This is a genomic window from Streptomyces sp. bgisy159 (assembly GCF_965341775.1).
Taxonomy (GTDB): domain Bacteria; phylum Actinomycetota; class Actinomycetes; order Streptomycetales; family Streptomycetaceae; genus Streptomyces.
The window spans coordinates 1-24876 of record NZ_CBDQZH010000056.1 but is presented as its reverse complement, the minus strand read 5'-3'; the positions used below and the strand labels follow the sequence as shown (position 1 = coordinate 24876).

22 protein-coding genes and 1 pseudogene are annotated in these 24876 nt (G+C 73.9%); 16 read left to right on the top strand and 7 right to left on the bottom strand.

What is annotated here, in order from left to right; translation table 11 throughout:
* Nucleotides 1-51: 51 nt before the first annotated feature.
* Nucleotides 52-489, bottom strand: coding sequence for a PRC-barrel domain-containing protein (locus tag ACSLTV_RS32720; RefSeq protein ID WP_432139847.1), 438 nt, complete (start codon nt 487-489; stop codon nt 52-54).
* The gene (locus tag ACSLTV_RS32715) at nt 486-1049 is read right to left on the bottom strand and encodes a PRC-barrel domain-containing protein (RefSeq protein WP_432139846.1); all 564 of its coding nucleotides are present in this window, start codon (nt 1047-1049) and stop codon (nt 486-488) included. The genes ACSLTV_RS32720 and ACSLTV_RS32715 overlap by 4 nt, the downstream gene beginning before the upstream one ends.
* 660 nt (nt 1050-1709) lie before the next feature.
* On the opposite strand from ACSLTV_RS32715, the gene ACSLTV_RS32710 reads away from it, so the two are divergent.
* The 3 genes from ACSLTV_RS32710 to ACSLTV_RS32700 are packed head-to-tail and all read left to right on the top strand — an operon-like array spanning nt 1710 to nt 4782.
* Nucleotides 1710-3512 (top strand): phage tail sheath C-terminal domain-containing protein, encoded by a 1803-nt coding sequence (locus ACSLTV_RS32710; RefSeq protein ID WP_432158134.1) that lies wholly within the window; start codon nt 1710-1712, stop codon nt 3510-3512.
* A gap of 11 nt (nt 3513-3523) precedes the next feature.
* The gene (locus ACSLTV_RS32705) at nt 3524-4045 is read left to right on the top strand and encodes a phage tail protein (protein WP_432139844.1); all 522 of its coding nucleotides are present in this window, start codon (nt 3524-3526) and stop codon (nt 4043-4045) included.
* Nucleotides 4042-4782, top strand: a complete 741-nt coding sequence (locus ACSLTV_RS32700) for a hypothetical protein (protein WP_435613428.1) — start codon at nt 4042-4044, stop codon at nt 4780-4782. The genes ACSLTV_RS32705 and ACSLTV_RS32700 overlap by 4 nt, the downstream gene beginning before the upstream one ends.
* Here the strand turns inward: ACSLTV_RS32700 and ACSLTV_RS32695 are convergent.
* Nucleotides 4758-5138, bottom strand: coding sequence for a hypothetical protein (locus ACSLTV_RS32695; protein ID WP_435613427.1), 381 nt, complete (start codon nt 5136-5138; stop codon nt 4758-4760). The two genes, ACSLTV_RS32700 and ACSLTV_RS32695, sit on opposite strands and share 25 nt — an antisense overlap.
* A gap of 1499 nt (nt 5139-6637) precedes the next feature.
* On the opposite strand from ACSLTV_RS32695, the gene ACSLTV_RS32690 reads away from it, so the two are divergent.
* The 12 genes from ACSLTV_RS32690 (at nt 6638) to ACSLTV_RS32635 (ending at nt 20962) form a co-directional block, all read left to right on the top strand.
* Nucleotides 6638-7831, top strand: coding sequence for a DUF4255 domain-containing protein (locus tag ACSLTV_RS32690; RefSeq protein ID WP_432139842.1), 1194 nt, complete (start codon nt 6638-6640; stop codon nt 7829-7831).
* Nucleotides 7828-8121, top strand: coding sequence for a hypothetical protein (locus tag ACSLTV_RS32685; RefSeq protein ID WP_432139841.1), 294 nt, complete (start codon nt 7828-7830; stop codon nt 8119-8121). Before ACSLTV_RS32690 ends, ACSLTV_RS32685 begins: the two co-directional genes overlap by 4 nt.
* Before the next feature lie 9 nt (nt 8122-8130).
* The gene (locus tag ACSLTV_RS32680; RefSeq protein WP_432139840.1) at nt 8131-8772 is read left to right on the top strand and encodes a hypothetical protein; all 642 of its coding nucleotides are present in this window, start codon (nt 8131-8133) and stop codon (nt 8770-8772) included.
* Nucleotides 8773-8805: 33 nt separating this feature from the next.
* The gene (locus tag ACSLTV_RS32675) at nt 8806-9129 is read left to right on the top strand and encodes a LysM peptidoglycan-binding domain-containing protein (protein WP_432139839.1); all 324 of its coding nucleotides are present in this window, start codon (nt 8806-8808) and stop codon (nt 9127-9129) included.
* Entirely contained in the window at nt 9126-10244 is a 1119-nt protein-coding gene (locus ACSLTV_RS32670) for a hypothetical protein (RefSeq protein ID WP_432158131.1), read from the top strand. The genes ACSLTV_RS32675 and ACSLTV_RS32670 overlap by 4 nt, the downstream gene beginning before the upstream one ends.
* Nucleotides 10241-10771, top strand: coding sequence for a phage baseplate assembly protein V (locus ACSLTV_RS32665; protein ID WP_432139837.1), 531 nt, complete (start codon nt 10241-10243; stop codon nt 10769-10771). Before ACSLTV_RS32670 ends, ACSLTV_RS32665 begins: the two co-directional genes overlap by 4 nt.
* Before the next feature lie 7 nt (nt 10772-10778).
* Nucleotides 10779-11132 (top strand): hypothetical protein, encoded by a 354-nt coding sequence (locus tag ACSLTV_RS32660; protein WP_432139836.1) that lies wholly within the window; start codon nt 10779-10781, stop codon nt 11130-11132.
* A 5-nt stretch (nt 11133-11137) separates the two neighbouring features.
* Complete coding sequence (locus ACSLTV_RS32655; protein ID WP_432139835.1) at nt 11138-11500, top strand: GPW/gp25 family protein; 363 nt, start codon at nt 11138-11140, stop codon at nt 11498-11500.
* A complete protein-coding gene (locus ACSLTV_RS32650) occupies nt 11497-14280 on the top strand; it encodes a putative baseplate assembly protein (RefSeq protein ID WP_435613426.1) in 2784 nt (927 codons plus the stop codon). Before ACSLTV_RS32655 ends, ACSLTV_RS32650 begins: the two co-directional genes overlap by 4 nt.
* Nucleotides 14277-17354, top strand: coding sequence for a putative baseplate assembly protein (locus ACSLTV_RS32645; RefSeq protein WP_435613425.1), 3078 nt, complete (start codon nt 14277-14279; stop codon nt 17352-17354). The genes ACSLTV_RS32650 and ACSLTV_RS32645 overlap by 4 nt, the downstream gene beginning before the upstream one ends.
* Nucleotides 17351-19483 carry a hypothetical protein gene (locus ACSLTV_RS32640; RefSeq protein WP_435613424.1) on the top strand — a complete coding sequence of 711 codons (2133 nt, stop codon included), beginning with the start codon at nt 17351-17353 and terminating at the stop codon, nt 19481-19483. Before ACSLTV_RS32645 ends, ACSLTV_RS32640 begins: the two co-directional genes overlap by 4 nt.
* Nucleotides 19484-19606: 123 nt before the next feature.
* Nucleotides 19607-20962, top strand: a complete 1356-nt coding sequence (locus ACSLTV_RS32635) for a DUF6519 domain-containing protein (protein ID WP_432139831.1) — start codon at nt 19607-19609, stop codon at nt 20960-20962.
* A 29-nt stretch (nt 20963-20991) separates the two neighbouring features.
* Here ACSLTV_RS32635 and ACSLTV_RS32630 read toward each other — a convergent pair whose 3' ends face one another.
* The 3 genes from ACSLTV_RS32630 to ACSLTV_RS32620 all read right to left on the bottom strand — a co-directional run bounded on the left by ACSLTV_RS32630 (nt 20992) and on the right by ACSLTV_RS32620 (nt 22947).
* A complete protein-coding gene (locus ACSLTV_RS32630) occupies nt 20992-21624 on the bottom strand; it encodes a zinc ribbon domain-containing protein (protein WP_432139830.1) in 633 nt (210 codons plus the stop codon).
* 3 nt (nt 21625-21627) lie between these two features.
* Nucleotides 21628-22116 (bottom strand): hypothetical protein, encoded by a 489-nt coding sequence (locus ACSLTV_RS32625; protein WP_432139829.1) that lies wholly within the window; start codon nt 22114-22116, stop codon nt 21628-21630.
* Nucleotides 22117-22200: 84 nt separating this feature from the next.
* The gene (locus ACSLTV_RS32620; protein WP_435613423.1) at nt 22201-22947 is read right to left on the bottom strand and encodes a peptidoglycan-binding protein; all 747 of its coding nucleotides are present in this window, start codon (nt 22945-22947) and stop codon (nt 22201-22203) included.
* Nucleotides 22948-23316: 369 nt separating this feature from the next.
* On the opposite strand from ACSLTV_RS32620, the gene ACSLTV_RS32615 reads away from it, so the two are divergent.
* Nucleotides 23317-23841, top strand: a complete 525-nt coding sequence (locus tag ACSLTV_RS32615; RefSeq protein ID WP_432139827.1) for a peptidoglycan DD-metalloendopeptidase family protein — start codon at nt 23317-23319, stop codon at nt 23839-23841.
* A gap of 40 nt (nt 23842-23881) precedes the next feature.
* Here ACSLTV_RS32615 and ACSLTV_RS32610 read toward each other — a convergent pair.
* Nucleotides 23882-24511, bottom strand: a pseudogene (locus ACSLTV_RS32610) (cellulase family glycosylhydrolase); the annotation flags it as partial.
* Nucleotides 24512-24876 lie beyond the last annotated feature (365 nt).

Here is a 24876-nt window from a genome sequence, read left to right as displayed (position 1 = left end):
CAGGCGCCGGACCTCCGGGCGGGGCGGCCGTCCGGTGGGCACGCGCCGAGTTCAAGGAGCGGCGACGACGACGGCGTGGCTGCCGGCGCCCAGCAGCCGGTCGCCGTCGATGTCCTGGTCGGCGGTGATCAGGCGTCGAATGTGTCCGCTGGCTTCGTCGAACTCGATGTCCTCGACCGGGCCGAGGTCGTGTCCGGTCTCGGTCAGGACGCGCCGGCCCAGGGGGTCGTGGTGTTTGTCGGCCCGGACCGGGACGTCGGCCTCGGCCTGGACGTCTTCGGCCGAGCGCACGGTCACCGCGTCGGGTCCGAAGGCCTGCACATGTTGCCACGTGATGACGGTGCCGTGGCCTTTGGCTTTGACCCGGAGAGCGGCGATGCGCGCGGGGTGGGCCGCGAGGGCGAGTCCGGTGACGGTGGCGAGGGTCTCGGCGGTGGTCAGGCCGACGACGCTGCGGCCCTTGGCTTGGCTGAACAGCAGCATCGTCATGTCTCCCGTTCCAGGCGGCCGCGCAGCCCACGGGCCGCTTCGGGGAACCCGGTCAGGTCGCCGGCGGTGAACTCGCTGGTGGCGTCGGGGACGAGGACCATCTCCCCGGAAACGGCCACGGGCTTGATCACGGGCAGCAGCACGCGGTGGTGGCCCTGGGCCGCGGTTTCGATCTCGTAACCGGCCACGGCCGGTCGGCGGCCCCCGGAGATGACGACATCGACGATCTTGCCGAGGTCGGTGCCGCCTTCCGTCATCACCCGGGCTCCGATGACGTTCCCGCCCCCGGAGGCCGTGAGGTCCTTGGAGGTCTGGTTGTCCTCGGCGAGCGCGTTCTCGTCCCGGATCATCACCGCGTCCGGCCCCAGGGCGTGCACCTTGTTCCATGGCAGGTCCCGCTTCAGGGGACCCGCGAGCAGCCCGCGTCCGCTCAGCGTGAAGCAGCGGACGCTGCCGCGGGCGGCGTCGAAGACGATGTCCTTGATCTGGCCGACGTCCTCGCCCTCGAGCGTCACGACCGGCAGCCTGGCCAGCTCGCCGGCCCGCACGAACTCGGTCACGGCCGTGACCCCCTTCCGCCTCTCGGAGGGCGTTGGCCCGCGATGACTCCGCCGCTGCGCCGCCGCGCCTGGACGGCGAGGGCCGACACCGCACCGAGCACGACGACCGCCAGGGCGATCACCACCCATATCCACCAGTCCACGTCCAGCACCTCCCCGTCCCCCGAGGACGCCTCATGTACTTCAGTGTGCGACCGACGGGGACGGCTGTCGACGCCGGGGCGAGCGGGCCCGGCGGAGGACCCTCCGGGAAGGCGGGAGTGCCGCGCTGGAGCCGACCCGACGGGGGCGAGAACGACGTGGTGGTTCCACGCCGGCTCCGGGCCGCACTCACGCGAGGGTGCCCACGTCTTGCGGCGAGCGGGGCGGGGCTGTCCGACCTCGTGGGGGCCGGTCGTGCCATCCGTCAGGGGACGGGCCCGGAGAGTCGTACGGCCGCGGCGGGCGACCCGCGCGGACCCGCTGATCAGCCGACACGTCTCACCTGTTCGAAGCAGTCGCACCTGGTTGGGCGGAGCCGGTTCGCGGACATCCGGATACGGTGATCGCGGATCACGAGCAGCGCTCTTCCAGGTTGGCGCCCGGCGGCCGCCAGTCCGCCCGCGCACTGCCCGGTACCGGCCGGGACAGGCCCATCCAGGACGGAGAGAAGGTGCCGGCATGCCGGTCAACGTCACCTATCCAGGTGTGTACATCGATGAGGTCAGAAGTTCCGTCAGGACGATCACGGGCGTGCCCACGTCGGTCGCCGCATTCGTCGGGTACGCCCCGCGGGGACCGGCCGACCGGCCGGTCCATCTCACCGGCTGGGCCGACTACGAAGCCTTCTTCGGCGGCCTGCAGCCCGACTGCCCGCTGAGCTACGCGGTCTACCAGTTCTACCAGAACGGCGGGAGCGAGGCCGAGGTCGTGCGGGTGGTCGGGCCGCACGTGGAGACCCTCACACTGCCGCTCGGCGTCAGCTCGTCGTCCGGCCGGGACAACGCCCGGTCGTCGCCCGCAGCCCCCACGCCGAAGGACGACGCGGCAAGCCCGGACACCGACGGCGAGGACACCTCCGGGCAGGAGAAGCAGAACCCACCCGGCGGGGGACGGAAGGCCACGGGCTCCGCCGGGGAGGGCGCGGGAAGCGTCCTCACCCTCCGCGCCGCCTCCCCCGGCCGCTGGGCCCGGCATCTGCGCGCGCGTGTCGACCACGAGACCTCGGAGGAGCCGGGTCCGCACGAGCGACGGACCCTCTTCAACCTGACGGTCCGTGATATGCGGACGGGGGCCGAGGAGCGCTACCTCAACGTCAGCATCGAACCGGACAGCCCGCGCAACCTCGCACACCTGCTGGAGTCCTCGCAGCTCGTACGGGCGTCCGAGGCGCGGGTCATGGAGGTACCGCCGACCAACCCGACACCGGAGGACGGCGATCCGTTCGCGGACCGGGCCCAGGGCAGCCCGCCCGGCGGGATCCCGCCCTACTACGCTCCGTCCGCGGCCCCTGACGAAGGAGCGGGCAAGTACGACGAGCGCCCTCGCGACACCTCGGCCTACACGGACGGCCGGGCGGACAAGCAGGGGCTGTACCAACTGTTGAAGACGGACATCTTCAACGTCCTGTGTCTGCCCGACCTGCACTGGCTCAGCGACCTGGTGCCGGTGAAGCCGCTGGTGACCGACGCGCTCAACCTGTGTGTCGAGCGGCGCGCCGTGCTCCTGGTCGATCCGCCCGCGTCATGGACCGGTGAGCCGACCGGCGGCTCGCCCGCCGGGGTGGTGGGCACCCTCCTCGACCGGCTGGCGGACGTGGAGCTGGGCGAGGCCGGCCGGAACGCCGCCGTCTACTACCCCCGCGTCCTCGCCCCCGACCCGCTCCGCAGTGGTGCCGTACGCGCCTTTCCACCTTCCGGGGTGATGGCAGGCGTCCTCGCCCGTACGGACGTCCAGCGGGGGGTCTGGAAGGCCCCGGCCGGCACGGACGCCTCGCTCAGCGGCGTCACCGACCTCGAAGTTGCGCTGACCGACCGGGAGATCGGACGGCTGAACCCGGTCGGGGTCAACTGCCTGCGGCGGCTGCCCGCCGCCGGGCCCGTCGCCTGGGGGGCTCGCACCCTGCGCGGGGCCGACCGCCTCGCCGACGAGTGGAAGTACCTCCCGGTGCGGCGGCTGGCGCTCTTCATCGAGGAGAGCCTGTTCCGCGGCACGCAGTGGGTGGTGTTCGAGCCGAACGACGAACCGTTGTGGGCCTCGATCCGGTTGAACGTCGGCGCCTTCATGAACTCGCTGTTCCGTGCGGGGGCGTTCCAGGGACGCACGCCTCAGGAGGCGTACCTGGTCAAGTGCGACAAGGACACCAACCCGCAGAACGACATCGACCGGGGGATCGTCAACGTCCAGGTGGGCTTCGCTCCGCTCAAGCCCGCCGAGTTCGTGATCGTGCACATCCAGCAACTCGCCGGGCAGATCCAGGTCTAGGAGGACGACCGATGCCGGAAGTCACGCGCCGGGACCCCTTCAAGAACTTCCGGTTCCGGGTGAAGTTCAGTGGGGAGACCGCCTACATCGCGGGAATCAGCAAGGTCAGCGGGCTCAGGCGGACGACCGAGGTCATCCGGCACCGAGACGGCGGGGACCCGGGCACCAGCCGCAAGCTCCCGGGCCGCACCGAGTACGAGGCCATCACCCTGGAACGCGGCTGCACCACCGACACGGCCTTCGAGGAGTGGGCCAACCGGGTGTGGAGCCTGAAGAACTCTGCGGGCGGTCTGGAGACCTCCCTCAAGGACTTCCGCCGCGACCTGATCATCGACGTCTTCGACGAGGGCGGACAACAGGTGCTGTCCTACTCCGTCCACGACTGCTGGGTGTCGGAGTACCAGGGGCTTCCCGAACTCGACGCCGGTTCGAACGGCGTCGCCTTCGAGCACATCAAGGTGGAGCATCACGGCTGGGTGCGGGAGCACACCAACCCACCGCAGGAGCCGCAGTTCACCGATACAGCCGGGTGAGCGGCGTGCCGTGCCGGCTGACGGAAGCGGTCGTGCTGGACCTGTGGGAGCGCGGACTCGCCGAGGTGCCTGCGGCTCGCCGGCTGCTCCTCGCGGCGGCTGCGGCGCCGACCGGGCAGGGCGCCGCGGACCTGCCCCTGGGCACCCTCAACAGCCTGCTGCTGGAGTTGCGGTGCGCTGCCTTCGGCGACGCCCTGCCGTGCGCGGCCGACTGCCCGGCGTGCGGGGAGAGCCTCGACGTCACCGTCACCGCCGCCGAACTGCTGCCACCCCCCAGCGGCGGTGCGGATGACACGGACGCGGCGGCCGAGCCCACCACGGGGTCCCTGACGGCGCTCGGTGCGACCGTGACCTTCCGGGCCATCACCGCCCGGGACGCGGCGGCCGTCGATCCCGCCTCTCCCGGTGCCCGTCAGACGCTGCTGCGGCGTTGCGTCGTCGACGTCAGCCCGCCCGCTGACCTGCCGGACGAGGTACTGGAGGAGGTGGCACGACGGCTGGCGGACCTCGACCCCGGCGCGGACCCCCTGCTCCCTCTCGACTGCCCCTTCTGCCACCACCGTTGGACGGCGTCGCTGGACGTCGCCGAACACCTGTGGACCGACGTGTCCGGCTGCGCCCGCAGGATCCTGCACGAGGTCCACGCCCTGGCCCGCGCCTACGGCTGGTCGGAGGCCGACGTGCTGTCGGTGAGCCCGGTCCGCCGCCGGTTCTACCTGGAGGTGAGCGCCGGATGACCGATTTCGTGGACCGGCTCCTGGGCGCACCCGGACCGTGGCTGCGGCCGCTCGCGCCCCAGGTGTTCGACCCGTCCGCACCGCACCTGCCGGGCGGTGACGACGCCCCGCGGGAGTCGGCGGTCCGGCACCAGGCACCCGCGCCACCGTATGCCGAGGGTACGGCGGCGGACGAGGAGACACCGCCCGCCGTGGGGGCTGACCCGGCGCCGCCCGGCCTGCTCCCCTTCGACGTGCAGGCCTCCGAGAAGGGTGACGACGGCGAGCGGTGCGACCGCCGGGACGGCCTCGGCCACCGCGACGCCCTGGACCAGCGCTACTCTCCAGGCCGCGGGGACGGGAGCCAGGAAGAGCACGGTCCGGAGCGGATCGCCGAGTCGGCCGACGTGGAAAGGCAGGCGGCCGGGGGCGACGGCCCGCGCGTGCCCCGTACCGTCCACCAGGACCGGCGGGAGCCTCCGCCCGGCTCGACTCCCCGTGTCCCCTTCGGGCCGCAGGTCGGCCCGGCGCCGGCAAGTCCTTGCCTTCGCGTAGGCGATCCGCCCGGCCACCGTGGACCCGAACAGTCGGCACCGGATGCCGCCGGGCAGGGGTCCGTCCCCGTCCCCGCGAACGGCCGGCAGGACGCGAGCCCGACTCCGCCGCGGCGCGGGATGCGGTCGCGGCGGAGGCCTTCCGGCGGTCCGGCGTCGGGCGGCGCCCACTCCCACGCCCACGCCCACGAGGTGGACGTGCCGACGCCCGTGGTGGCGGCCGGCGGACGGGCCGGTGACGCTTCCGGTGCGGACCTGTCCGCCGGGAACCTCGCCGCTCGGCCCATGGGCGCGGCGGCCCAGCCGGCTCCAGGCGGCCCGCCGCCGTCCCCTGACCGGGGGACGCGACCGCCTTCCGCCGAGCCACCGCCCTCCACCGGAACCGGTTCCGCAGCGCGCTCCCCGCATCGACTTCCTACCGCGCCGCTCTCCCCGGCCCACCCGCACTGCGCGGGAGATCCGTCCTTCCCTCCCCCGCCCGGCACGTCGCCGACGTGCGCCCCCCAGAACGAGCCCGGCCTCGCGCCCTCGATCGACGCGGGCCCACACTCCGTCCGGCCCGACCGCCACGCCCCCGAGTCCCCCACTCCCCCCTCAGCCGCCGTCACACCGCCTCCGTCAGAGCCGTCCCCTCACACCTCCCGTGCCGCCCAGACAGCAACCGCCACGCATGGGCCCGGCGCGGGGCCCACCCGCCAGACCCTCGACACTTCCACCGCCGCACCGGCACCGGACCGACCCCGGACCGGGCCGACTCGCCACACCCCGAGCACCTCCACCACCACACCACCCCCGCCCATCGTGTCAGCGCCGACCCCCAGCACTCCCACCCCCACTCCCCCCACCGTCCGGCCAGTCACCGCGGCGAACCGGTCCGGCCCCCGGCCCGCCCCCCGCGCCGCGCAGGAGCCCACCCCCGCGACATCCCCCGTCTCCCTGACGCCCCTGCCCACTCCCCCGGCCCCCTCCGCCCGCTCCTCATACCACGCGCGCCCCCGCACCACGGACAGCGCCCGCCCCCGCACTCCCGAGAGCGCGCGGTCGCCGGCAGGCGGGGTCGTCACCCCTGTGAGCGCCCGGGGCGTGCTCTCCTCGGGCCCCGCTTCCCGGCCCGCTCGTGGAGCCGGCCCGGCCCGGGCGCGTTCCGCCGCGGAGCCGACCGGGGAGGCCGCGGCGTCCGCGGTGACTCGAGCGGGCACCGTCGTACGCGTCACCATCGACCGGTTGGTGGTCCGCACGGCCGTGGCATCGGCCGCCGGTCAGGGCGGAGCCCCCCGGCGGCGGCCGAGGCTGAGCCTGGAGGAGTACCTCAGGAGGCGGTCATGAGCGACGCGCTGGCCGTCGCCGCGGTGACGGAGACCCTGCGGGCGGTTCTGCGGGACGGGGTGGAGCGCGCGGTGCCGGGCGCGGTGGTGACGGTGCGTCATCCGGGCGAGGCGGTCACACCGGCCGAGGCCGGCACGCCGGGGAGTCTGAACGTCTTCCTGTACCGGACCTCCGTCGACACCGCCTGGCGGAACACCGATCCGGTGGGAACCCGCCCCGGGGAGTCCCGCCGGCCGGCGCTCCCGCTCGTCCTGCACTACCTCTTCACCGGGCACGCGCCGGCCGGGGCGGACTCCGCGGTCCCCGAGCGGCTGATCGGAGCGGTGATGTCGGCACTGCACGACCGGCCGGAGCTGCGCGCCGCCGATCTCCGGCGCGCCGCGGGCTTCAGCGATCTCCACCTGCAGCAGGAGCCGGTGAGACTCACACCCGCCGCGCCGACCGCCGAGGAACTGTGCCGGCTGTGGACGGCCCTGGGCCACGCCTACCGCCTGTCGGTGGCCTACGAGGCCCGGATCGTGCTCATCGACAGCTCCCTGCCCGGTCGGGCCCCGCTACCGGTCCTCCGGACGGGCCCGACCGGCGCCGGGCCCCAGGCGATGCCATCGGCCGCCGGGGCCTGGCCCGTGCTGCGCGCCGTGGTGCCCGCACACGCCGCCCCCGGCACCGATGTGGTGTTCACCGGCGGCGGACTGCGGGCGGGAACCCCGACGGTGCGACTGACGCACCCGGTCCTCCCGCCGGTAGTGCTGCCGGGCCGGGCCGAGGGCAGCGCCGGCTTGCGGGCCACCCTGGGCGCGGACCAGGGAGCGGGCCGGTGGTCCGCCACCGTCGTTCTCACCGCCCCGGACGGTGTTGAGCGCACCACCGGGCCGCTGACCGTGACGGTCGCCCCGCGGATCAAGGGCACGCTCCCCCTGACCGTCCGGCGGGACGATCGAGGGGTGGCCGTGCTGAACGTCGACTGCGTGCCCACGGTCCACCCCGGGCAGCGGGCCGAACTCCTGGTGGCGGACCGGCCGGTGCCCGCCGAGCCGTTCGCGCGGGCGACCCGCACCCTGTGCTTCCGGCTGGTCGCGCGCGGGCCGGGACGCCACCCGCTGCGGCTGCGGGTCGACGGGGTGGACAGTCGGCTCGCCGACGGGCACGCCGAGGGGTTCGACACCGACCTCGCCGTGGTGATCACGTGACGGCGCCCCGGCTGGAGGTGCGGATCCGGCACCTGGTGCTGGACGGTGTTCCGGCGCCGTCGCCGGAGGAGCTGTGTACGGCCATCGAGGCGGAACTCGCCGCGCTGCTCGGCCTCGCCACCGCCACCGAACGCCCCGGAACCGGTAGGAAGGGGCGGGACCGCCCCGGCGACGGGGCGGTCGGACCGGCGCGCGGCCGGGACGCCCGGCTCGGCCGGACCATCGCCCTTGCCGTGCACCGGGCGCTGTGCCGGGCAACGTCCCCTGGGGACACGACCGAAGGCAGGTGACGGTACGTCATGAGTACTCCGGGCCCGCGCCGGGGCGGCTTCGTCTTCCTCGACCCCGAGCAGGGCAGCGTCCAGCGCGTCGTGCCCTTCCAGTACAACCCCGACGGCGTCACCCGCTCCCTGCTGCCGCAGAGCGCGGCCGACGACACCGGGGACCGGCAGGACCCGCTGCGGCTGCGTGGACCGGCGCGGGAGACCCTCCGGATCGACGCGGAGTTCGACGCCGCCGACCAACTGGCGTCAGCGGTCGGGGTGGCCCAGCCGGCCGGGGGTGGACTGCTCGGCGTGCTCTCCGCGCTGGAAACAGCCGTGACACCCACGGCGGCGCAACTGAACCGGCAGAGCGACCTGGCCGCCCGGGGCATCCTGGAGATCGCTCCCGCGCAGGCCCCGCTGTCCGTCCTGGTGCTCGGGCCGCACCGGGTGCTGCCGGTGCGGATGGTGGACGTCGAGGTCCTGGAAGAGGCGCATGACGGCGAGTTGAACCCGATCAGGGCGCGTGTGACGCTCACACTGCGGATCATCACCGTCGACGACGTCGGCTTCGGCCACCAGGCCGGCGGCCTCTACCTGCAGTACCAGCAGAGCAGGGAGCGCTTCGCCGCCCTCGTCGGATACGGCCCCGGCACCGTCGGATACGTGGGCGGTTGAGCCGTGCACCACCAGGTTGGAGGAGGTCGGGCGGTGTTCGAGCCGCACAGCAGGTACTACACGGTCCCCACCACGACGCACACCACGGCGGACGGCCGCTCCGTGGCCTGCCTGCGGCGGCGCTTCCTGCCCCGGCCCGAGGAGCTGACCGTGGTGGGCGAGCACGTCGTCGCCGCCGGCGACCGGCTCGACCGTATCGCGGCCCGGTACTACGGCGACCCCGGGCAGTCGTGGCGGATCGCCGACGCCAACCGGGCGATGGACCCGGACGAGTTGACCGCCGTGCCCGGCCGGCGCCTGCGGATCACGCTGCCCGCGGAGGCGTCGGCGGCCGTCGGCGACGGCGTGGCGCCGTGACGCCCCCCGGTCTCCAGCTCCTGCTGCAGGTCGGCGAGGTGGTGCCGCGGCCGGCTCCAGCCGAGCTGGTCGACGCCCTGCACAGAGTGCGGATCACCTCCGCCGCCGGTACGACCGGTGGTTTCCAGCTCACCTTCGCCCTCGCTCCCTACTCCCGTCCGGCCGACGCCGTGCTGCCCGGCGGCCCCCTCCATCCGCAGCAGCGGATCGTGGTCGCCGTCGTCCTGTCGGGCCGCTGCCATGTACTCATGGACGGGGTGGTCACCCACCAGGAGACACACGCCGGCCGGACGCCCGGCGCGCCGTACCTCGTGGTCACCGGCGAGGACCTGACCGCTCTGATGGACCTCCGGCACGTCCGGCGTGCCTTCCCGGGGTTGGCGCCGCACCTGCGGGCGACCGCGGTGTGCGCCGGGTACGCGCAGTACGGCATCACGCCCCAGGCCGTGGCTCCGGTGCTCACCGACCAGCCGGACCCGGTGCTGGACGTGCCGGTCCAGTCGGCGACGGATCTCGCCTATCTGCGGGCGATGGCCGAGGACGTGGGTCACGTGTTCCACCTCGTGCCCGGCCCGGCCCCCGGCGTCAGTACCGCCTACTGGGGGCCGCAGTACCGCGGCGGCGCGCCGCAACCCGCCCTCACCACCGGCTGTGGTCCCGCAGACAACGTCGAGGAACTCTCCTTCGCGTACGACGGCCTGGCCACTTCCGGGTACACCACGCACCGCCTGGAGCCGCCGGCCACCGTCTCCGAGGTCATGGCGCCCGGAACCCGTCTGCTGCGTGACGGCCTCGCGGCGCACCCCGCCCCGGCCCTGCGGACCGGTCCGCTCCCGGGGCACACGGCCCGCTCCCTGACCCGGACGCTGCTGGCCGGGCTGGGCCGGGAGGTCGCCGCGCACGCGGTCACCGGCCGCGGAACCGTCGACGTCCTGCGCTACGGCCATGTGCTCAGCGCGCACGGCCTCGTGGGCGTGCGGGGTGCGGGCCGGGCCCACGACGGGCGCTACCTGGTGGCCGCCGTGACCCACGAACTCTCCCGGCACAGTTACAGGCAGCACTTCACGCTGGTCCGCGACGGGCTCGGCACCGACACTCAGGGAGTCACGGTATGACGACAGCTCAGGTGAGGCAGTGGCACGGCCTGTACGAGGGGGTCGTCGTCTCGGCCGTGGACCCCGGCGGTGCGGGCAGGCTGCTGGTCCGCGTTCCGGAGGTGCTGGGCGACGAGGCCCCGGTGTGGGCCGCGCCGCTGACCCCGCTGGCCGGCCGGGACTGCGGCATGTACGTGGTGCCGCCGCCGGACGCGGGTGTCTGGGTGCGGTTCCTCGACGGGGACCCGGAACGGGCGGTGTGGGTGGGCTTCAGGCGCGGTGGGTCCGGGGACGTGCCCCCTGCGGCCAGGTCGGCGTCGGCCGGCGTCCCGCAGATCGTGCTGGCCACCCCTTCCGGAAACGCGTTCGTCATCAGTGACGAGCCGGGGCCCCGCGGCGGGATCAAGCTCCAGTTGCACGGGGACAAGGGACCCTTCATCAAGATCGACGAAACGGCGATCGAGATCTCCTGCGGCCCCAAGCTCGCCACCCTCCGACTCGCCGGTCCTGAGGTCACCGTCAACGGCGGTGCCCTGACGGTGCTGTGAGGACGCCGTGCCCGGACTGCTGATGCACCACGGCGCCCTGATGATGTGCGCCCACCCGCCCGGCCTGGTGACGATCCCCGCACCGGTCCAGCAGCGTGTGCTGGTCGGCCCTCACCCGGTCGCCACCACCGCGGACACGTTCCTAGTGGCGGGCTGCGGGTTCCCCGCCATGACGCTCGGGGCGCCACCGTGTACGGGCGTCACCTGGCTGCACACCTCCGCCCGAGTGTTCGTTGGCGGCCTGCCGGTGCTGCTCCAGCCCGCTCCCCCCGTCGGCCCGGCGCCCGCGGTCGGCATCGGCACACCGCCGCCGAACCCGCCCCTCGTCCAGACCATGCAGCTCCGGGTGCGAGGGATGTGAGGACGATGAACGTCGACTTCCCCTACCGGGTCGACCCGCGGGGCCGCACCTCCACGGCCGGCCATGCCGACCATGTGCGGCACATGGTGGAACTGGTCCTCTTCACCAGCCCCGGGGAGCGCGTCAACCGGCCCGACTTCGGCTGCGGTCTGCTGGACATGGTCTTCACCGGGAACAGCCCCGAACTCGCGGCGGCCCTGGAGACGAACGCCCGGGCGGCTCTGCAGCGCTGGCTCGGTGACCTGCTCACGGTGGACTCCCTCACCGTGACCGCTGAGGAAGCCACGCTGCTGGTGCACGTCACCTACGTGCTGGCGGCGACCGGGGAGACCCGCGCCGTCACGGTGAGCGGAGGAAGCCCGTCATGACCGTGCTTGATGACCGGGACGAGGGCCTCGGGGGACGGGATCCGGCGGCTGTCGAGGACGTGCTGGCCCATCCGGACGGGCGCACGCTCACCGTCAGTTTCTCAGGCGTGCTGCCGGAACCCCTGGACCGCACCCGTTTCGTGATCGAGGGCGGACGACGGGTCGTCGGCATCCGCGTCCTCAGGGTCGTCAGGGAAGCCCCGGCCGAAGGCGAGGGCGGCAGGCACCGGGTGCGGCTGCTCCTGGACCGGCCGGGCGACGAGTCCACGTACCGGCTCCGGGCGCTGGGGCGCGGGTTCCACGCCGCGCGCAACCGGGCGGACTTCGGTTTCGGTGCCACCGTCCGCACGAGCGCGCCGGACGGCCCGCTCCCCCCGCCGACGCCCCCGCCCCTCCGCCCGGCTCCGGCCATCGACTACCTGGCCAAGGACTACGCCAGTTTCCGCAGGCTGCTGCTGGAGCGGCTGTCGCTGACCCTGCCCCAGTGGACCGAGCGGCATGCTCCGGACCTGTGGCTCACCCTGGTGGAGCTGCTGGCGCACGTCGGGGACCGGCTCAGCTACCAGCAGGACGCCGTCGCCACGGAGGCCTATCTCGGCACCGCCCGGCTACGCACCTCGGTGCGGCGCCACGCACGGCTGGTCGGCTACCCGATGCACGACGGCTGCGCCGCCCGCACCGTCGTGTGCGTGGAGACCTCCGCGTCGATGACGCTGGACCTGGCGGAGGTCGCGTTCGGCGTGCAGCCCGAGGAGGAGCCTCCACGGTCCGGGGGGCCGGTGGTGCCCGCCGACGTCCTCGCCAAGGGCGCGCATCCCGTCTACCGCCCCTTGGAGCGGCGAGCGGTACGGCTGATGCCGGAGCACAACGGCATCCCTGTGTGGGGCTGGGGCGGGAACGCGTTCGAGCTGCCGGCCGGCACCACCGGCGCCGCGCTCCTGGACGGTGACGGCGTCCGCCGGGGCCTGCGGCTCAAGCCGGGTGACCTGCTCGTCCTGGAGGAGGTACGGGGGCCCGGCGGGGGGCCGCCGGACCCCGGCCACCGGCAGGCCGTGCGGCTCACCCGGGTCACCCGGGACCGCGACGCGTACACCGGCACGGAGGTGCTGAAGATCGCCTGGGCCGACGAGGACGCCCTCACCTTCCCACTGTCCGCGAGCGTCAGCCGGGAGCCCGACGGGCGGCCGCGGGCCACCGTCCTGGCGCGCGGCAATGCCCTGCTCGTCGAGCACGGAGTGGAGCCGGGGTGGCCCGGTGGCGACGCCGACGAGCTGATCGAGGTGCCGCAGGCTGGTGACGGAACGGCTCCCGCGGTGCCCGCTCGCCGTTTCCGGGCCGTGCTGCGCGGCGCTCCCGTCACCTGGTCCCCGCCGTACCCCCGACCGTCCGATGTGGCGGCGGCGCAGGCCCGGCAGCTCCTCGACCTGGCGGCCCGGGCCCGGGACCTGCTGCGCGAGGTGCACCACGGGGTGGCCGAACTCGACGACGCCGAGCGCGAACTCCTCTCGGCCCTGTTCGGTCCGTCCGTCCTGGACGACCTGGCGCGGGCCGCCACTCGCCGGCAGGTCGCGACCCGTCTGCTGTCGCGCCTGGACACGCTGCTGGAGCCACGGCTGCGCCGCCTCACGACGCTCGCCCGCCGCGCCCGGTCCGGCTACGTCCTCGACGCCGCCGACACCGGCTGGGAACTGGGGCAGACCTGGGGCCCTCGGGCCGCCCGCGCGCTCGACCCCGCCGATCCGGCGCTGCACGGCCCGGCGCGCTCCGCCCTGGACCCCGACCCCCGGGAGGCGCTGCCCGCGCTGGACCTGGTGGAGGCGACCGAGCCGCGGGCCCGGTGGACCGCCCGGCGGGATCTGCTGGCCAGTGGCCCCGGGGACCGCCATGTGGTGGGCGAGTGCGACGACCAGGGCATCCTCACCCTGCGCTTCGGCGACGGCCACTGCGGGCGGGCGGCGCCCCCGGGGACCCGGTTGCGGGCCGTGTACCGCGTCGGCAACGGAAGGGCGGGCAACGCGGGCAGCGAAGCCGTCAACCGGATCGCCTCGCTCAGCGGCGGCCTGGGGGCGGTCACCCGGGTGCGCAATCCGCTGCCGGTGCGCGGGGGCACCGACCCCGAGCCGGTGGCCCGGGTGCGCACGGCCGCCCCGCAGGCGCCGTTCCGCACCCCGCTGCGGGCCGTCACCGCGGAGGACTACGCCGTCCTCGCCGCCGACGGCCACACGGTGCAGCAGGCCGCCGCGACCCTGCGCTGGACCGGCAGCTGGTACGAGGCCGACGTCGCCGTGGACCCGAGCGGCCCCGCCGTACCGGCGCCGGCGTTGCTGGAGGAGGTGCGCACCGCGCTGCACCGCTTCAGGCGCATCGGCCACGACGTCGTCACCCGCCCCGCCCTCCTCGTGCCGCTCGACGTCGCCGTCGACGTGCTCGTCGACCCGCACCACGTCACCGCCCGCGTCCGCGAGGCCCTCCAGCGGCGGCTCCTGCCGGGACGGGCTCCGGACGGCACCGTGGGCTTCTTCGACCCGGCGGTGCTGACCTTCGGCACCCCGGTACGCGTCAGCGCCCTGGTCGCCGCGTGCATGAGCGTTCCCGGAGTGCGGCACGCCGAGGTCACCTCACTGCGCCGGCTGCACGCTCCGGGACCGGAGCAACGGGTCCCGCGGGTACCGGCGTCCGGTGAGCTCGTCGTGCGGCCGCTCGAGATCGCGCGGCTGGACGGCGAGGTCACCCGCCCGCAGGACGGGCGTCTGACGCTGCGGCTGAGGGGTGGACGATGACGGAGCCCGCGCAGAACGCGGCCGGCCTCGCCCCGGTGTGGAACCGGCCGGGGCTGCCTGCGCTGGCCTACCGCCTGGGCAGGCACCCGCAGTTCCTCGACGCCATGCTGGCCGCGCTGAGCGGGCCCGGCGGCGACGAGGCCCTGGCGGGGCTGACGACCCGGGAGCCGGACGACCCGTCGATGGCGCTGCTGGACGCGTGGGCCGTCGTCGCCGATGTCCTGACGTTCTATCAGGAGCGCATCGCCGACGAGGGTTTCCTGCGCACGGCCCAGGAGAACGAGTCCCTGGTCCAGCTCGGGCGGCTGGTCGGGCACCGGCCGCGTCCCGCCCTGGCGGCCGCCGCCCACCTCGCCTACACACTGGACGTCGGCACGTCCTGCGTCGTCCCGGCCGGCTCGCAGGTCAGGAGCGAACCGGAACCCGGGGCTCTGCCGCTGACCTTCGAGACCGCGAACGCGCTCACGGCCCGCGCCGAGTGGAACCGGCTGCCGGTGCGCACCACCCGCCGTGGCGACCTGACGGCCGACGTGGCGATCCGTGCGCGGTCCATCGACGTCGAGGGAGTGCAGCACGCCCTGCGCCCCGGTGACCGCCTGTTGTTCGCCTACGCCGACGCCCGGCTCGACCTGACCCGCGTCGTGGAGGCGGTGCGGCCCGACCCGGAGCATGGACGGACCGGCCTGCGGCTTCAGGTGCCGGATCCGCCGCGGCAGCTGGCCCACGCCGTCGACGCGCTGCGGGAGGACCTGGAGGACGCCGCGCGCCGGGCACCGTCCAGGGGCCCCTTCGAGGACCTGCTCTCTCTGCTGCGGGAGGTCCGCCGGCACGTCGACGATCTGCACGACCCGGACACGGTCGCGGCCCGCCTCGACCGCGGACTGCGCGGGCTGCGCGAACGGCTGTCGTCCGTGGGCGACGCGCTCGACGCCGGCGCCCTCGCCGAGCGGGCCTCGGTCCGGCTCGCCACCGTCCAGGACGCCGTGCGGCGTCTCGGGGAGGCACCGGCGGTCGGCGTGCCCCGGGACACCGACGCGCTGCGCCGCGATCTGCGCAGGCCCGGCCGCACGGTCCTCGACGCCGTCGACCCGTTGCTGACCGCTCTCAGTCAGGGCGCACCGCCGCCCCCCACCGCGCCGACCGTCCGGGACCTGCTGGGCGCCGGTTCCGACGCCCTGCCCCGCTTGCTGGCCGGCAACCGGCCCGGTCTGACCGCCTCGCTGTACGAGGCGCTGTCCGCCGTTTCAATGCCGGGTGCGACCGCGCCGGACGTGCTGCGATTCCGGGTCGTCTGCGCCCCGTTGGGAGCGTCCGTCCCGGACGACGCCCGGGTCAGGCGGCTCCTGCGCGCTGCGGCGCCCTTCCGGGCGCAGGAGGACCCGCTCGCGAGCGACGTCCTGCTGCTGGACGGCGTGCACGAGGAGATCCTGCCGGGCGGCTTCGTCGCCGTGCAGGTGGCGGGCCGGCCGCAGACGCGGGTCCTGCGGGTCCTGGACGCCGGGCAGCTCTCCGTGGCCGGCGGCCAGGACGCGCTGCGGGTGACGCGGCTGCGGCTGGCCGGGCCGTGGATCGACGACTGCGAGGACATGGCCGTACGGCGGGCCGTCACGGTGTGGGCCGCGGCCGAGCCGCTGGTCCCGGCCGCCTCGCCCGATCCGGAGGACGTCGCCGGACGGGAGATCGACCTGGAGGGCACCTTCGAGGGGCTGGCGCCCGGCAGGCTGCTCGTCGTCTCCGGGAAACGCACCGACGTGCTCCCCTCGGCCGGCGCGTGCGACGGTCCCGGCGTGCCCGGCTGCGAGCTCGCCGTCCTCGCGGGCGTGCGCCACGGCTTCGACGGCTCCTCGCCGGACGGCCGGGTACGGACGACCCTGGTGCTGACCGCTCCCCTCGCCCACCGGTACCGCCGGGACAGCGTGGTCGTCCACGGCAACGTCGTCGAGGCGACCGCGGGCGAGACGGTCACCGAGATCCTGGGCAGCGGGGACGCCTCCCGGGCCGGCCAGGCCTTCCCCCTGCGGCAGGCCCCCCTGGTCTGGCTGCCCTCGGCGACCGCCGAGGGCAGCGAGGAGGCCCTCACCGTGCGCGTCGGCGACGTGGCGTGGCGGCGCACCGACGACCCGGGCGGGGAGGACGGGGCAGCGGAGGTCTTCCACCTGCTGGCGGACCGGGACGGGCGGGCGACCGTGCGGTTCGGGGACGGCCGGCACGGTGCCCGCCTGCCCTCCGGTACGGAGAACGTCACCGCCCGCTACCGCTTCGGGGGCGGGCGCGCGGGGAACGTCGGGGCCGGCCGGATCAGCCAGGTCGTCAGCCGGCCGCGGGGCGTCAGTGGGGTCACGAACCCGTTGCCCGCCACCGGCGGAGCCGACGCCGACGGTCCGGCCGAGCTGCGCGAGGCCATCCCCCTGCGCCTGGCCGCGCTGGGGAGGCTCGTGTCGGTGGGCGACTACGAGGCCTTCGCTCGTGCCTACGCGGGCGTCGGCAAGGCCGTGGCGGCGCGGTGCGCGGACGGTGGCCGCCCCGTGCTGCACGTCACGGTCGCCGCGGCGGGCGACGTCTCGCTGGACGCCGCCTCCCCGCTGGTGCTGTCACTGCGCGCGGCCCTGCTCCGGTACGGCGACTTCGCGCTGCCGGTGCGGGTGGAACCCTGCGAACGGGTGCGGCTCGTCCTCCGGCTGGGCGTCCGTACGGCGCCAGGTCATCCGCCGGACCTGGTCGAGCGGCGGGTGCGCGAGGCACTGGCCGCCCGGCTCGGTTTCGCGCCGGCGCGGCTGGCCCAGCCGGTCTACCTGAGTACGGTCCTGGCCGTCGCGCACACGGTGCCCGGGGTCGACCTCGTTGATGTCGACGCCTTCGGAGGCGTCCCGGAGGGCGATGAGGCGGCCGCCGCGGTCCGGTTCGCCGAAGACCCGTCAGTCGCCGCGTGGGTGCCCGCCCTGCCCGCCGGCCGGCGCGCGGCCCGGACCGGCACCGCACCGGCGCCCGCGGAGACCGTCGTGCTGCGTCCGGCCCAGCTGGTCCTGCTCGACCCGGCCGTACCGGAAACGCTCACCGTGCGGAGGATCCCATGAGTCCCGACGAGTTGTACGCGCTGCTGCCCGCCGTGCACCGCAGACGGGACGCGGAGCAGGGTGGCCCGCTGCGGGCGCTGCTGACGGTCGTCGCCGACTCCGCCGCGGCCGTGCGGCAGGACATCGAGCGGCTCTACGACAACTGGTTCGTCGAGACCTGCGAGGACTGGGTGGTGCCCTACATCGGCGACCTCGTCGGCTACGAGGTGCTGCCCTGGATCGCCACCGCCCTGTCCGAGGACACCGTCCGGGCGGGCGGTCTGCCGGCCGCCGCGGTTCCCCGGCGGGACGTCGCCGACACCGTCGACCACCGGCGCCGCAAGGGCACCCTCGCCCTGCTGGAGGACCTGGCGTCCGGGGTGGCCGGGTGGCCGGCCCGGGTTGTCGAGTACCGGCACCTGCTCTGCCTCACCCAGCCGGTGCGCCGCTTCACCTCGGACGGTGCCACGGCCCGCCGCAGGACGGCGCACGGGGGCCTGGTGGACGTACGGGGGGCGAGCGCGCTGGACCGGTTGGGCGGTCCCTTCGACGGTGCCGCCCGCACGGTGGAGGTGGCGCGCCCCGACTCCCCGCGGCGCGCGGGGAGGTACGGCGTCCAGTCCGTGGGCGTGTACGTGTGGCGGCTGCGCGCGTACTCCGTGACCCGGGCCCCGGCGTACTGCCTGGACCGTGACCGGGCCTGCTACGCCTTCAACGTACTCGCCGTCGACACCCCGCTGTACACGGCACCGGTGCCCGAGCCGTCGCGCTGCCACGTGGCGGACGAGACGAACGTGCCGGAGCCCATCAGCCGCCGCGCCCTGTCCGAGCGGCTCTACGACCTCTACGGGCCGGGCAGGAGCCTGTGCGTGTGGACCGGGCCCGACTCGGTGGCCGACGTGGTCCCGCTCGCCCGGGTCGTCGCCGCCGATCTGACCGACTGGAGTTACCGGCCGGCTCCCGGTCAGGTCGCCGTCGACCCGGTGCTCGGCCGGCTCGTGCTGGGGCCGGGCACGGGCCCCGCCTCGGAGGTGCGCGTGAGCTATCATCACGCCTTCTCGGGCGACCTGGGCGGGGGTGAGTACCCGCGCCCCGCCCCGGAACAGCCCGATCGGGGCGCCCTCTACCGGGTCGGCCCCGGTGAGAGGCACCGCAGCGTCGCCGACGCGCTCGACCACTGGCAGGCGGCGAAGCGGGGCGGCCCGGCCGGGGCGGAGGCCGTCGTGGAGATCATCTCCAACGAAGTGTACGAGGAACCGGCGGAGATCCGTCTCGATCCCGGCGACCGCCTTACGCTGCGCGCGGCGCAGGGCGTCCGCCCGGTCCTCAGGCTGCCCCGGGGCCGCCATGGCGACCGTCCGCAGGGGCTGGTGATCAACGGCACGGGCAGCGGGCGCCCCGGCGAGGCCCCGACCGTGTGCGTCCTCGACGGTCTGCTGGTCGCCGGGGGCGGGATCCGGGTGCGGGGCGAGGTGGGCCGGCTCGTCCTGCGGCACTGCACCCTGGTGCCCGGCTGGGTGCTCCAGGCGCAGGGCAGGCCGCTGGCGCCGGGGGCGCCCAGCCTGGACATCGCGGGGAGCCCGGTGAGCGTCGAGGTGCGCTCCAGCATTCTCGGGGCTGTGTCGGTGGATCCGGCCGGTGAGGCGAACGTGCTGGACGTGTGCGACAGCGTGGTGGACGCGACCGACCTCGAAGCGACGGCGCTCGGCGCGCCGGACGGCGGTTCTGCCGGGGTGGTGCTGACCGCCCGGCGCAGCACCGTCCTCGGTCAGGTGCGCGTGCGGGGAGTGGAACTGCTGGAGAACTGCCTGCTGGCGGGGGAGGTCCGGGTCGACCGGCGCGACCGGGGGTCCCTGCGGTTCTGCTGGCTTCCCGAGGGCTCTGCCACGCCGACCCGCTTCCACTGCGAGCCGGACCACTCCGGGTCACGCGCGGCCGACCTGCGGTTCTCCGCGACCCGGTACGGCGCGCCCGCCTACGTACGCCTCAGCGACCGGTGTGCCGCGGAGATCCGCCGGGGCGGCGCCAACGGGTCGGAGCCCGGCGCGCTGCACCAGCTGTTCCAGCCGCAGCGGGAGGACAACCTCCGTATCCGGCTGGCCGAGTACACGCCCGCCGGATGCGACACGGGGCTCCACTTCGTGACGTGAACGGCGGGACGCTCTGCCTGTTTCGCCGACCCCTTGCCCCCAAAACAGCGGCTCCCCGACGTCCATGTCCGCCCGCCCCCCTCTTTCGAGGGCCCCTTCGATCCCAGGCAGGAAGCACACCGCATGCACGGCGACTTCTCCCGCGTCACCTTCGATCCGGCCCGCCGCTTCTCGGCCGTTCTGTCCCAGCAGGGAAGGGTGCAGCTCGATGCAGAGATCAACGAACAGACGGCGGTCCTGCTGCACTATCTGCGCACGCTGGCCACCGACCTCCTGGGCCCCGCCGCGTACGCGCCGGACGACGAGGGCGTCGGCGGATTCGGGGTCGAGGGATACGACGGAGAGACGTTCGGCGTGGCCCCGGGGCGGATGTACGTCGACGGCATCCTCTGCGAATGCGACGGCACCGACTACTGGGAGCAGCCCGACGGCCACCTCGACCGCGCGCGGCCGGAGGACCGGCTGCCGTCCGGACCGTTCCTGGTGTACCTGCGGGTCTGGGAGCGGCTGGTCACCTCGGTGGAGGCGCCCTGGATCCGTGAGGTCGCCCTGGGCCTGAACGGTCCCGACACCACGGCGCGCACCCGTGTCGTCTGGCAGGTCTGCGTGCTGCCTCTGGTGGACGGCTCCTTCGTCCCGGACAGCGACAGCGCCCCGGGCTTCCTGCGGGACCGGATCCGGCGTGAGTTCCAGCCGCACGCGCTGCTCGCGGCTCGCACCCGGCGCCCCGGGGAGGACCCGGCGGCCACCGACCTCCCCCCGACGTCCGGATACCGCGGCCCCGAGAACCAGCTGTACCGGGTGGAGGTGCATCAGGGGGGCCGGGCCCACGCGGCGAGGTTCAAGTGGTCCCGGGAGAACGGCTCCGTGACTCTGCCGATCAGGGCGATCTCGGGAGCGTCGGTCGAGGTGGAGACGCTGGGACGGGACGACAAGCTCGGGGTGGACACGGGTGACGTCGTGGAGATCGTCCACGACGCGGTGGTGTGCCGGGTGGCATCGGACCGGCCCGACGACCCGGCTGACCGGCTGTACACCGTCAAGGAGATCGACTACGCGGAGCACCGGGTCGTGCTCGACGCGGCCCCGGACACGGACGGCTCGCTCCCGACGGCGGGCCGGGTGGCGGCTCGCCACCCGTTCCTGCGGCGCTGGGACCACGGGCGGTACGGCGCGGGCGACGCGACCGGCCTCCCGGTACGCGAGGGAGAGTGGCTGGCCTTGGAGGACGGCGTGGAGATCCGGTTCGAGCCCAGCTCGGAGTCGCCGCGCGTCTACCGGCGCGGCGATCACTGGCTCATCCCGGCCAGGGTGCTGACGGGGGACGTCGAGTGGCCTCGCGGACGTCACGGCCAGCCGCTGCGGCGCGGCCCGCACGGTGTCGCCTACCACTACGCTCCCCTGGCCTATGTCGAGCCGCGGGCCGGGGGCGAGTCCCGGTTGGTGGACCTGCGCGTGCCCTTCCCGCACCGGCGGTAGGACGGGCCGCTCCCAGGGCCGGGACCGGGTCACCAGATCAGGATCATGAACACGACCCAGGCGGCGACCAGCAGGATCGCCAGGACGATCCCGGCCGTGGAGGTGCCTGTCCTGACCTCCGCACCGGTCGTCAGGTTGTGCAATCGCTTGACCCGTAGCGTCCCGCGTCTGGCCTTGCCCTCCGCGCGCACCAGGTCCCCGTCGCTGAGGCTGCCCTCGAAGGAGCGGCCTCGTATCTCCACCGGCACGACCCAGACCGGGGTGCCGGCCCGGTTGCGCACCTCCACGCGGAACGTGCACACGACGACGGTGCTGGTGCCGTTGGAGTTCCCCTGGACCTCGGTCCGCATCTGCACCTGTCGTGCGACGCCCGTGATGGTGCCGCGCCCCTGCAGCGTGCGGACCGGAGGGAGGGGCGGCGGCTGGGGCGGTTCCTGCCGCTCCTCTTTCGGCGGGGCCGCGGGGGGCGGGGGTGTCGGTGGCGGGGGCGGCCGTTGTGTCAGCTCGGCGGTCCAGTCGTGCCGGCGCCGCCAGTACCAGGGCTGTCCCGAACCCGCCTCTCCGTCGCCGTAGAGCGACAGGTAGGCACCGCAGTTGCGGCAGCGCTGGGCGGACTGCGGCACCTCGGCACCACAGTTGTCACACGACCAGGCGCCGTCCATGGGTCAGTCCACCTGGTAGGTGACGTAGTAGGCGGAACCTTCGGTGTCGTTCCTGGCGAGCTTGGCGATGGGGCCCGCTCCGCGCTCGCCCTCGTCGATGCGGATGGAACCCAGCAGGTCGTCCCGGGAGACGGAGTCGTAGTCCCACAGGGACAGGTTCTGCACACGGTTCACCGGCACGGCCACGCCCAGTGGCTGGGTCTGCCCGCTGCGCACCGTGCCCGTCGAGCCGTTGCCCGGCCAGATCGCCCGGTCGAGGCCGCCCGCCGTGTCCGTGGTGAGGTAGAGATCGTCCGGGTCGCCACGGGCCGTGTCGATCGCCGCCGCCGCCTGCGGGATCGACTTGACGAAGTCGGCCACGGAGCCGCCGATGGAACTCAGTCGGACGACCTCGTTGCCCGCCAGGGCGGACAGTGCTTCGTTCACCGCGGTGTCGGTGCCGGTCGCCGCGTGAACGCAGAAGACGTCGAAGATGGTCGCGGTCGCGGTCATGGGGACACTCCTGTCAGGTCGGGTCGTTTCGATCGGTCAGTGCGGTCGGTCAGTGTGTGGCGTGCGGACCGCGTTCGGGGGGCGCTACGACCCCGTGAGCCGGAGCCAGGTCTTGTTGCCGACGATGCCGTCCGCGGTGAGGCCGTGGGTGCTCTGGAACCAGCGCACCGCTTCATCGGTGTGCGGGCCGAAGGCGCCGTCGACAGTGAGGGCGGGCTGGAAGCCCATGTCGTTCAGCCGCTGCTGGATGTTCCGCACGCCGGGCGCCACGGTGCCACGCCGGGCGAACGGCTGGTCCGCCGCCTCGCGTTCGGCGCGGCTCGGGTGATCCGCCAGCCACCCGGCGACGTCCGCGGGCAGGCCGCCGGGCCCGCACTCCTGACCGGGCCGCCATCCCTCCACCTGCCGGACGGCGGTGGCGAACGTGGTGAGTCGGCCGTCGTCCATACCGGCCAGAGGGGTGTCGGAGCTCACTCCCAGGGCGGCGGCGACCTGCTGGGCATAGCGCTGCGGATCGTTGGCGCCGTGCCCGGCCGGCGCATATGCCTTCATCACCTCGAAAACCGTCTTGTCACGGCGGTTGTCCAGGTAGCGGCGAATGGCCTCGAAGCCGACGTCGTCGCTGGGGAAGACGGCGAAGTTGTGGTTCTGTTTGCCGGGAAAGGCGCCGTACCGGGTGGCTTCGTCCGAGCGCACGATGTTCCCGGGATTGCGGTTGTTCCAGGACAGGCTGCCACCCGTCCGCATGACGTCCCCGCAGAAGACGTGGTCGACGCCGAGGATGCTGATCACATCGCCGGATTCGAGATCGGGTGCGTCCGGCCAGGGCATGACGGCCTCCTAGGGCGATAACCTCGGGGCGGAGCTTCGAGAGCGGGCCTCAGGGGCGGGATTTCCCTTCCCGGCTCGCGGCGTCGGATTGGATGACCCCGACGCGCTCGCGTAGGCGAATATCAGGGAGGGGGCGCCAAGAAGCCGGGTGTTGTCGACATTTCCCTCCGGCGGAGGCCTCACCTGGCGCGAAGGAGGAGGTGACGGCCTGCGAAGGCGATTTCAGTATAGGTCTCACGGGGCACGCCCTCCACCGCAGAATTTGTTTCTCCTTCCACAACACCGGCCACCGCGAAGGTGATTGCAGCCGCCACGAACCACCTTCTTCGGGATGATGGAGCAGGGGTTCCCACACCAAGGAGCACGGCGGTGTCCGCATTCACCATCGACATGTCGAACCCTTTCTTCAGCGGGTTCACACACGGTCTCGGCGGCCCCGGAGAGGGCGGCCACCAGTCCCCCGACTGGTACATCCAGTACGGCATGGATCTCGGCGCCGGCGCGGGCATCCCGGTGCACGCCGCCTTCGACGCCCACATCACCAAGTACCACCCGCACAACCCGGCGGCAGACACCGGCAAGGTGTACGGCGCGCAGTTGTTCATGCGGGCCCCCAACGATCAGATGGGCGGTTTCTACACCCACCTGGCCGACGTGCCGGCCGAGCTGTCCGTCGGCGCGCGGGTGTCCCGCGGTGACGTGCTCGGCCGGATCCACCAAGTGGCCGGTACGGCGTCGCACCTGCACCTGGCGCTGGTGGAGATCATCGGTGGCGCGCCCGGTGGCCGGTATCAGGGGGTGAACCTGTACCGGCTCTTCCTGGACACCGCGAACTCCGAGGCGGTGACGCCGGTCACCTTCAACCAGGACGGTTCGCCGCCCGCGTCGGGATGAGGGGCCGGCCCGCGCGATCCCGAATCGCGCGGGGCTCCGCTCAGCGGTCCGCGGCGCCGCCCCGCACGACGCACGACGCGGAGCCCTCCCAGCCCCACCCGTCCCCGTCGGGGTCGGACGCAGCACCGTGCACGCAGTACGGGTAACCGTTGGGCGCGGTCCCGCCGCCGGTCGAGCCTCCGCCTCCGTAGACCGTGGCTGTCTCGGACGTGGCGGCGATGCCGTTGGCGCCCTGGAAGAGTCGAGTCCCCCAGCCGGTGAGGGAGTCGGCGTCGAAGTCGTTCACGAGGTCGAGGTACTCGATTCCTCCCCCGTTGCCGCTCCAGGACCACCCGAGGTAGCCCGCACCGAGTGACTGCGCGGTGGCCACGACGGCGTCCTCGTCGGGATCGCCGTCACTGTGCTGGTGACCGAACTCCCCGACGACGATGGGGAGGTGCCGGTCGACGAAGTGGTTCAGGTAGGACTGGACCTCGGCGGCGGTGTCGTACACGCCGTACATGTGGACGGAGAAGACGGTGTTGCGGTCCGGGTCGGCGGCGAAGACCGACGCGGCGTTGTCGCGCATGGTGTGCGACCAGTCCTGGCCCCAGTTGGGGGCGTCCACCATGAGGGCGGTGCGGATGCCGGCACCGCGGAGCCGGCCGATCGCGCCCTTCGTGGCGCCGGTCCGCGAGTGCGTAGGCATCGCGGGCAGGCCCGTCGGACCGCGGTGCGGTGCGGTGCGCCGCGACATCTATGACAACGTTGTCCTACCTCGGGCGGCAGGCCGACACGTCCCGGCGGTCCGACAGCAGGCGGAACGCCGGGCCTGGACCTTGGAGTCACGCAACCGCCGCCCCATATAAGAGCACTCGACATTTCCGCCGTGTCAATAGACGCGTCGATTGGAAATCCCTTCGGTGTGCAGCGAGACACCCCGGCGCAACTGAACTTCCACTAAACGGCTTCTACTCGCGCCCACACTGTTGCCGAAAGCCGTGATCTCCTCTAGCTTGCCGCTTCGGCGGGCCCCTCAGGCTGGACAGTTGCCTA

What these genes read in the sequence shown, in the direction of transcription:
- ACSLTV_RS32720 (WP_432139847.1), bottom strand. Translation starts at nt 489, where the DNA reads ATGACGATGCTGCTGTTCAGCCAAGCCAAGGGCCGCAGCGTCGTCGGC.
- ACSLTV_RS32710 (WP_432158134.1), top strand. Translation starts at nt 1,710, where the DNA reads ATGCCGGTCAACGTCACCTATCCAGGTGTGTACATCGATGAGGTCAGA.
- ACSLTV_RS32705 (WP_432139844.1), top strand. Translation starts at nt 3,524, where the DNA reads ATGCCGGAAGTCACGCGCCGGGACCCCTTCAAGAACTTCCGGTTCCGG.
- ACSLTV_RS32690 (WP_432139842.1), top strand. Translation starts at nt 6,638, where the DNA reads ATGAGCGACGCGCTGGCCGTCGCCGCGGTGACGGAGACCCTGCGGGCG.
- ACSLTV_RS32680 (WP_432139840.1), top strand. Translation starts at nt 8,131, where the DNA reads ATGAGTACTCCGGGCCCGCGCCGGGGCGGCTTCGTCTTCCTCGACCCC.
- ACSLTV_RS32665 (WP_432139837.1), top strand. Translation starts at nt 10,241, where the DNA reads ATGACGACAGCTCAGGTGAGGCAGTGGCACGGCCTGTACGAGGGGGTC.
- ACSLTV_RS32655 (WP_432139835.1), top strand. Translation starts at nt 11,138, where the DNA reads ATGAACGTCGACTTCCCCTACCGGGTCGACCCGCGGGGCCGCACCTCC.
- ACSLTV_RS32650 (WP_435613426.1), top strand. Translation starts at nt 11,497, where the DNA reads ATGACCGTGCTTGATGACCGGGACGAGGGCCTCGGGGGACGGGATCCG.
- ACSLTV_RS32645 (WP_435613425.1), top strand. Translation starts at nt 14,277, where the DNA reads ATGACGGAGCCCGCGCAGAACGCGGCCGGCCTCGCCCCGGTGTGGAAC.
- ACSLTV_RS32640 (WP_435613424.1), top strand. Translation starts at nt 17,351, where the DNA reads ATGAGTCCCGACGAGTTGTACGCGCTGCTGCCCGCCGTGCACCGCAGA.
- ACSLTV_RS32635 (WP_432139831.1), top strand. Translation starts at nt 19,607, where the DNA reads ATGCACGGCGACTTCTCCCGCGTCACCTTCGATCCGGCCCGCCGCTTC.
- ACSLTV_RS32630 (WP_432139830.1), bottom strand. Translation starts at nt 21,624, where the DNA reads ATGGACGGCGCCTGGTCGTGTGACAACTGTGGTGCCGAGGTGCCGCAG.
- ACSLTV_RS32625 (WP_432139829.1), bottom strand. Translation starts at nt 22,116, where the DNA reads ATGACCGCGACCGCGACCATCTTCGACGTCTTCTGCGTTCACGCGGCG.
- ACSLTV_RS32620 (WP_435613423.1), bottom strand. Translation starts at nt 22,947, where the DNA reads ATGCCCTGGCCGGACGCACCCGATCTCGAATCCGGCGATGTGATCAGC.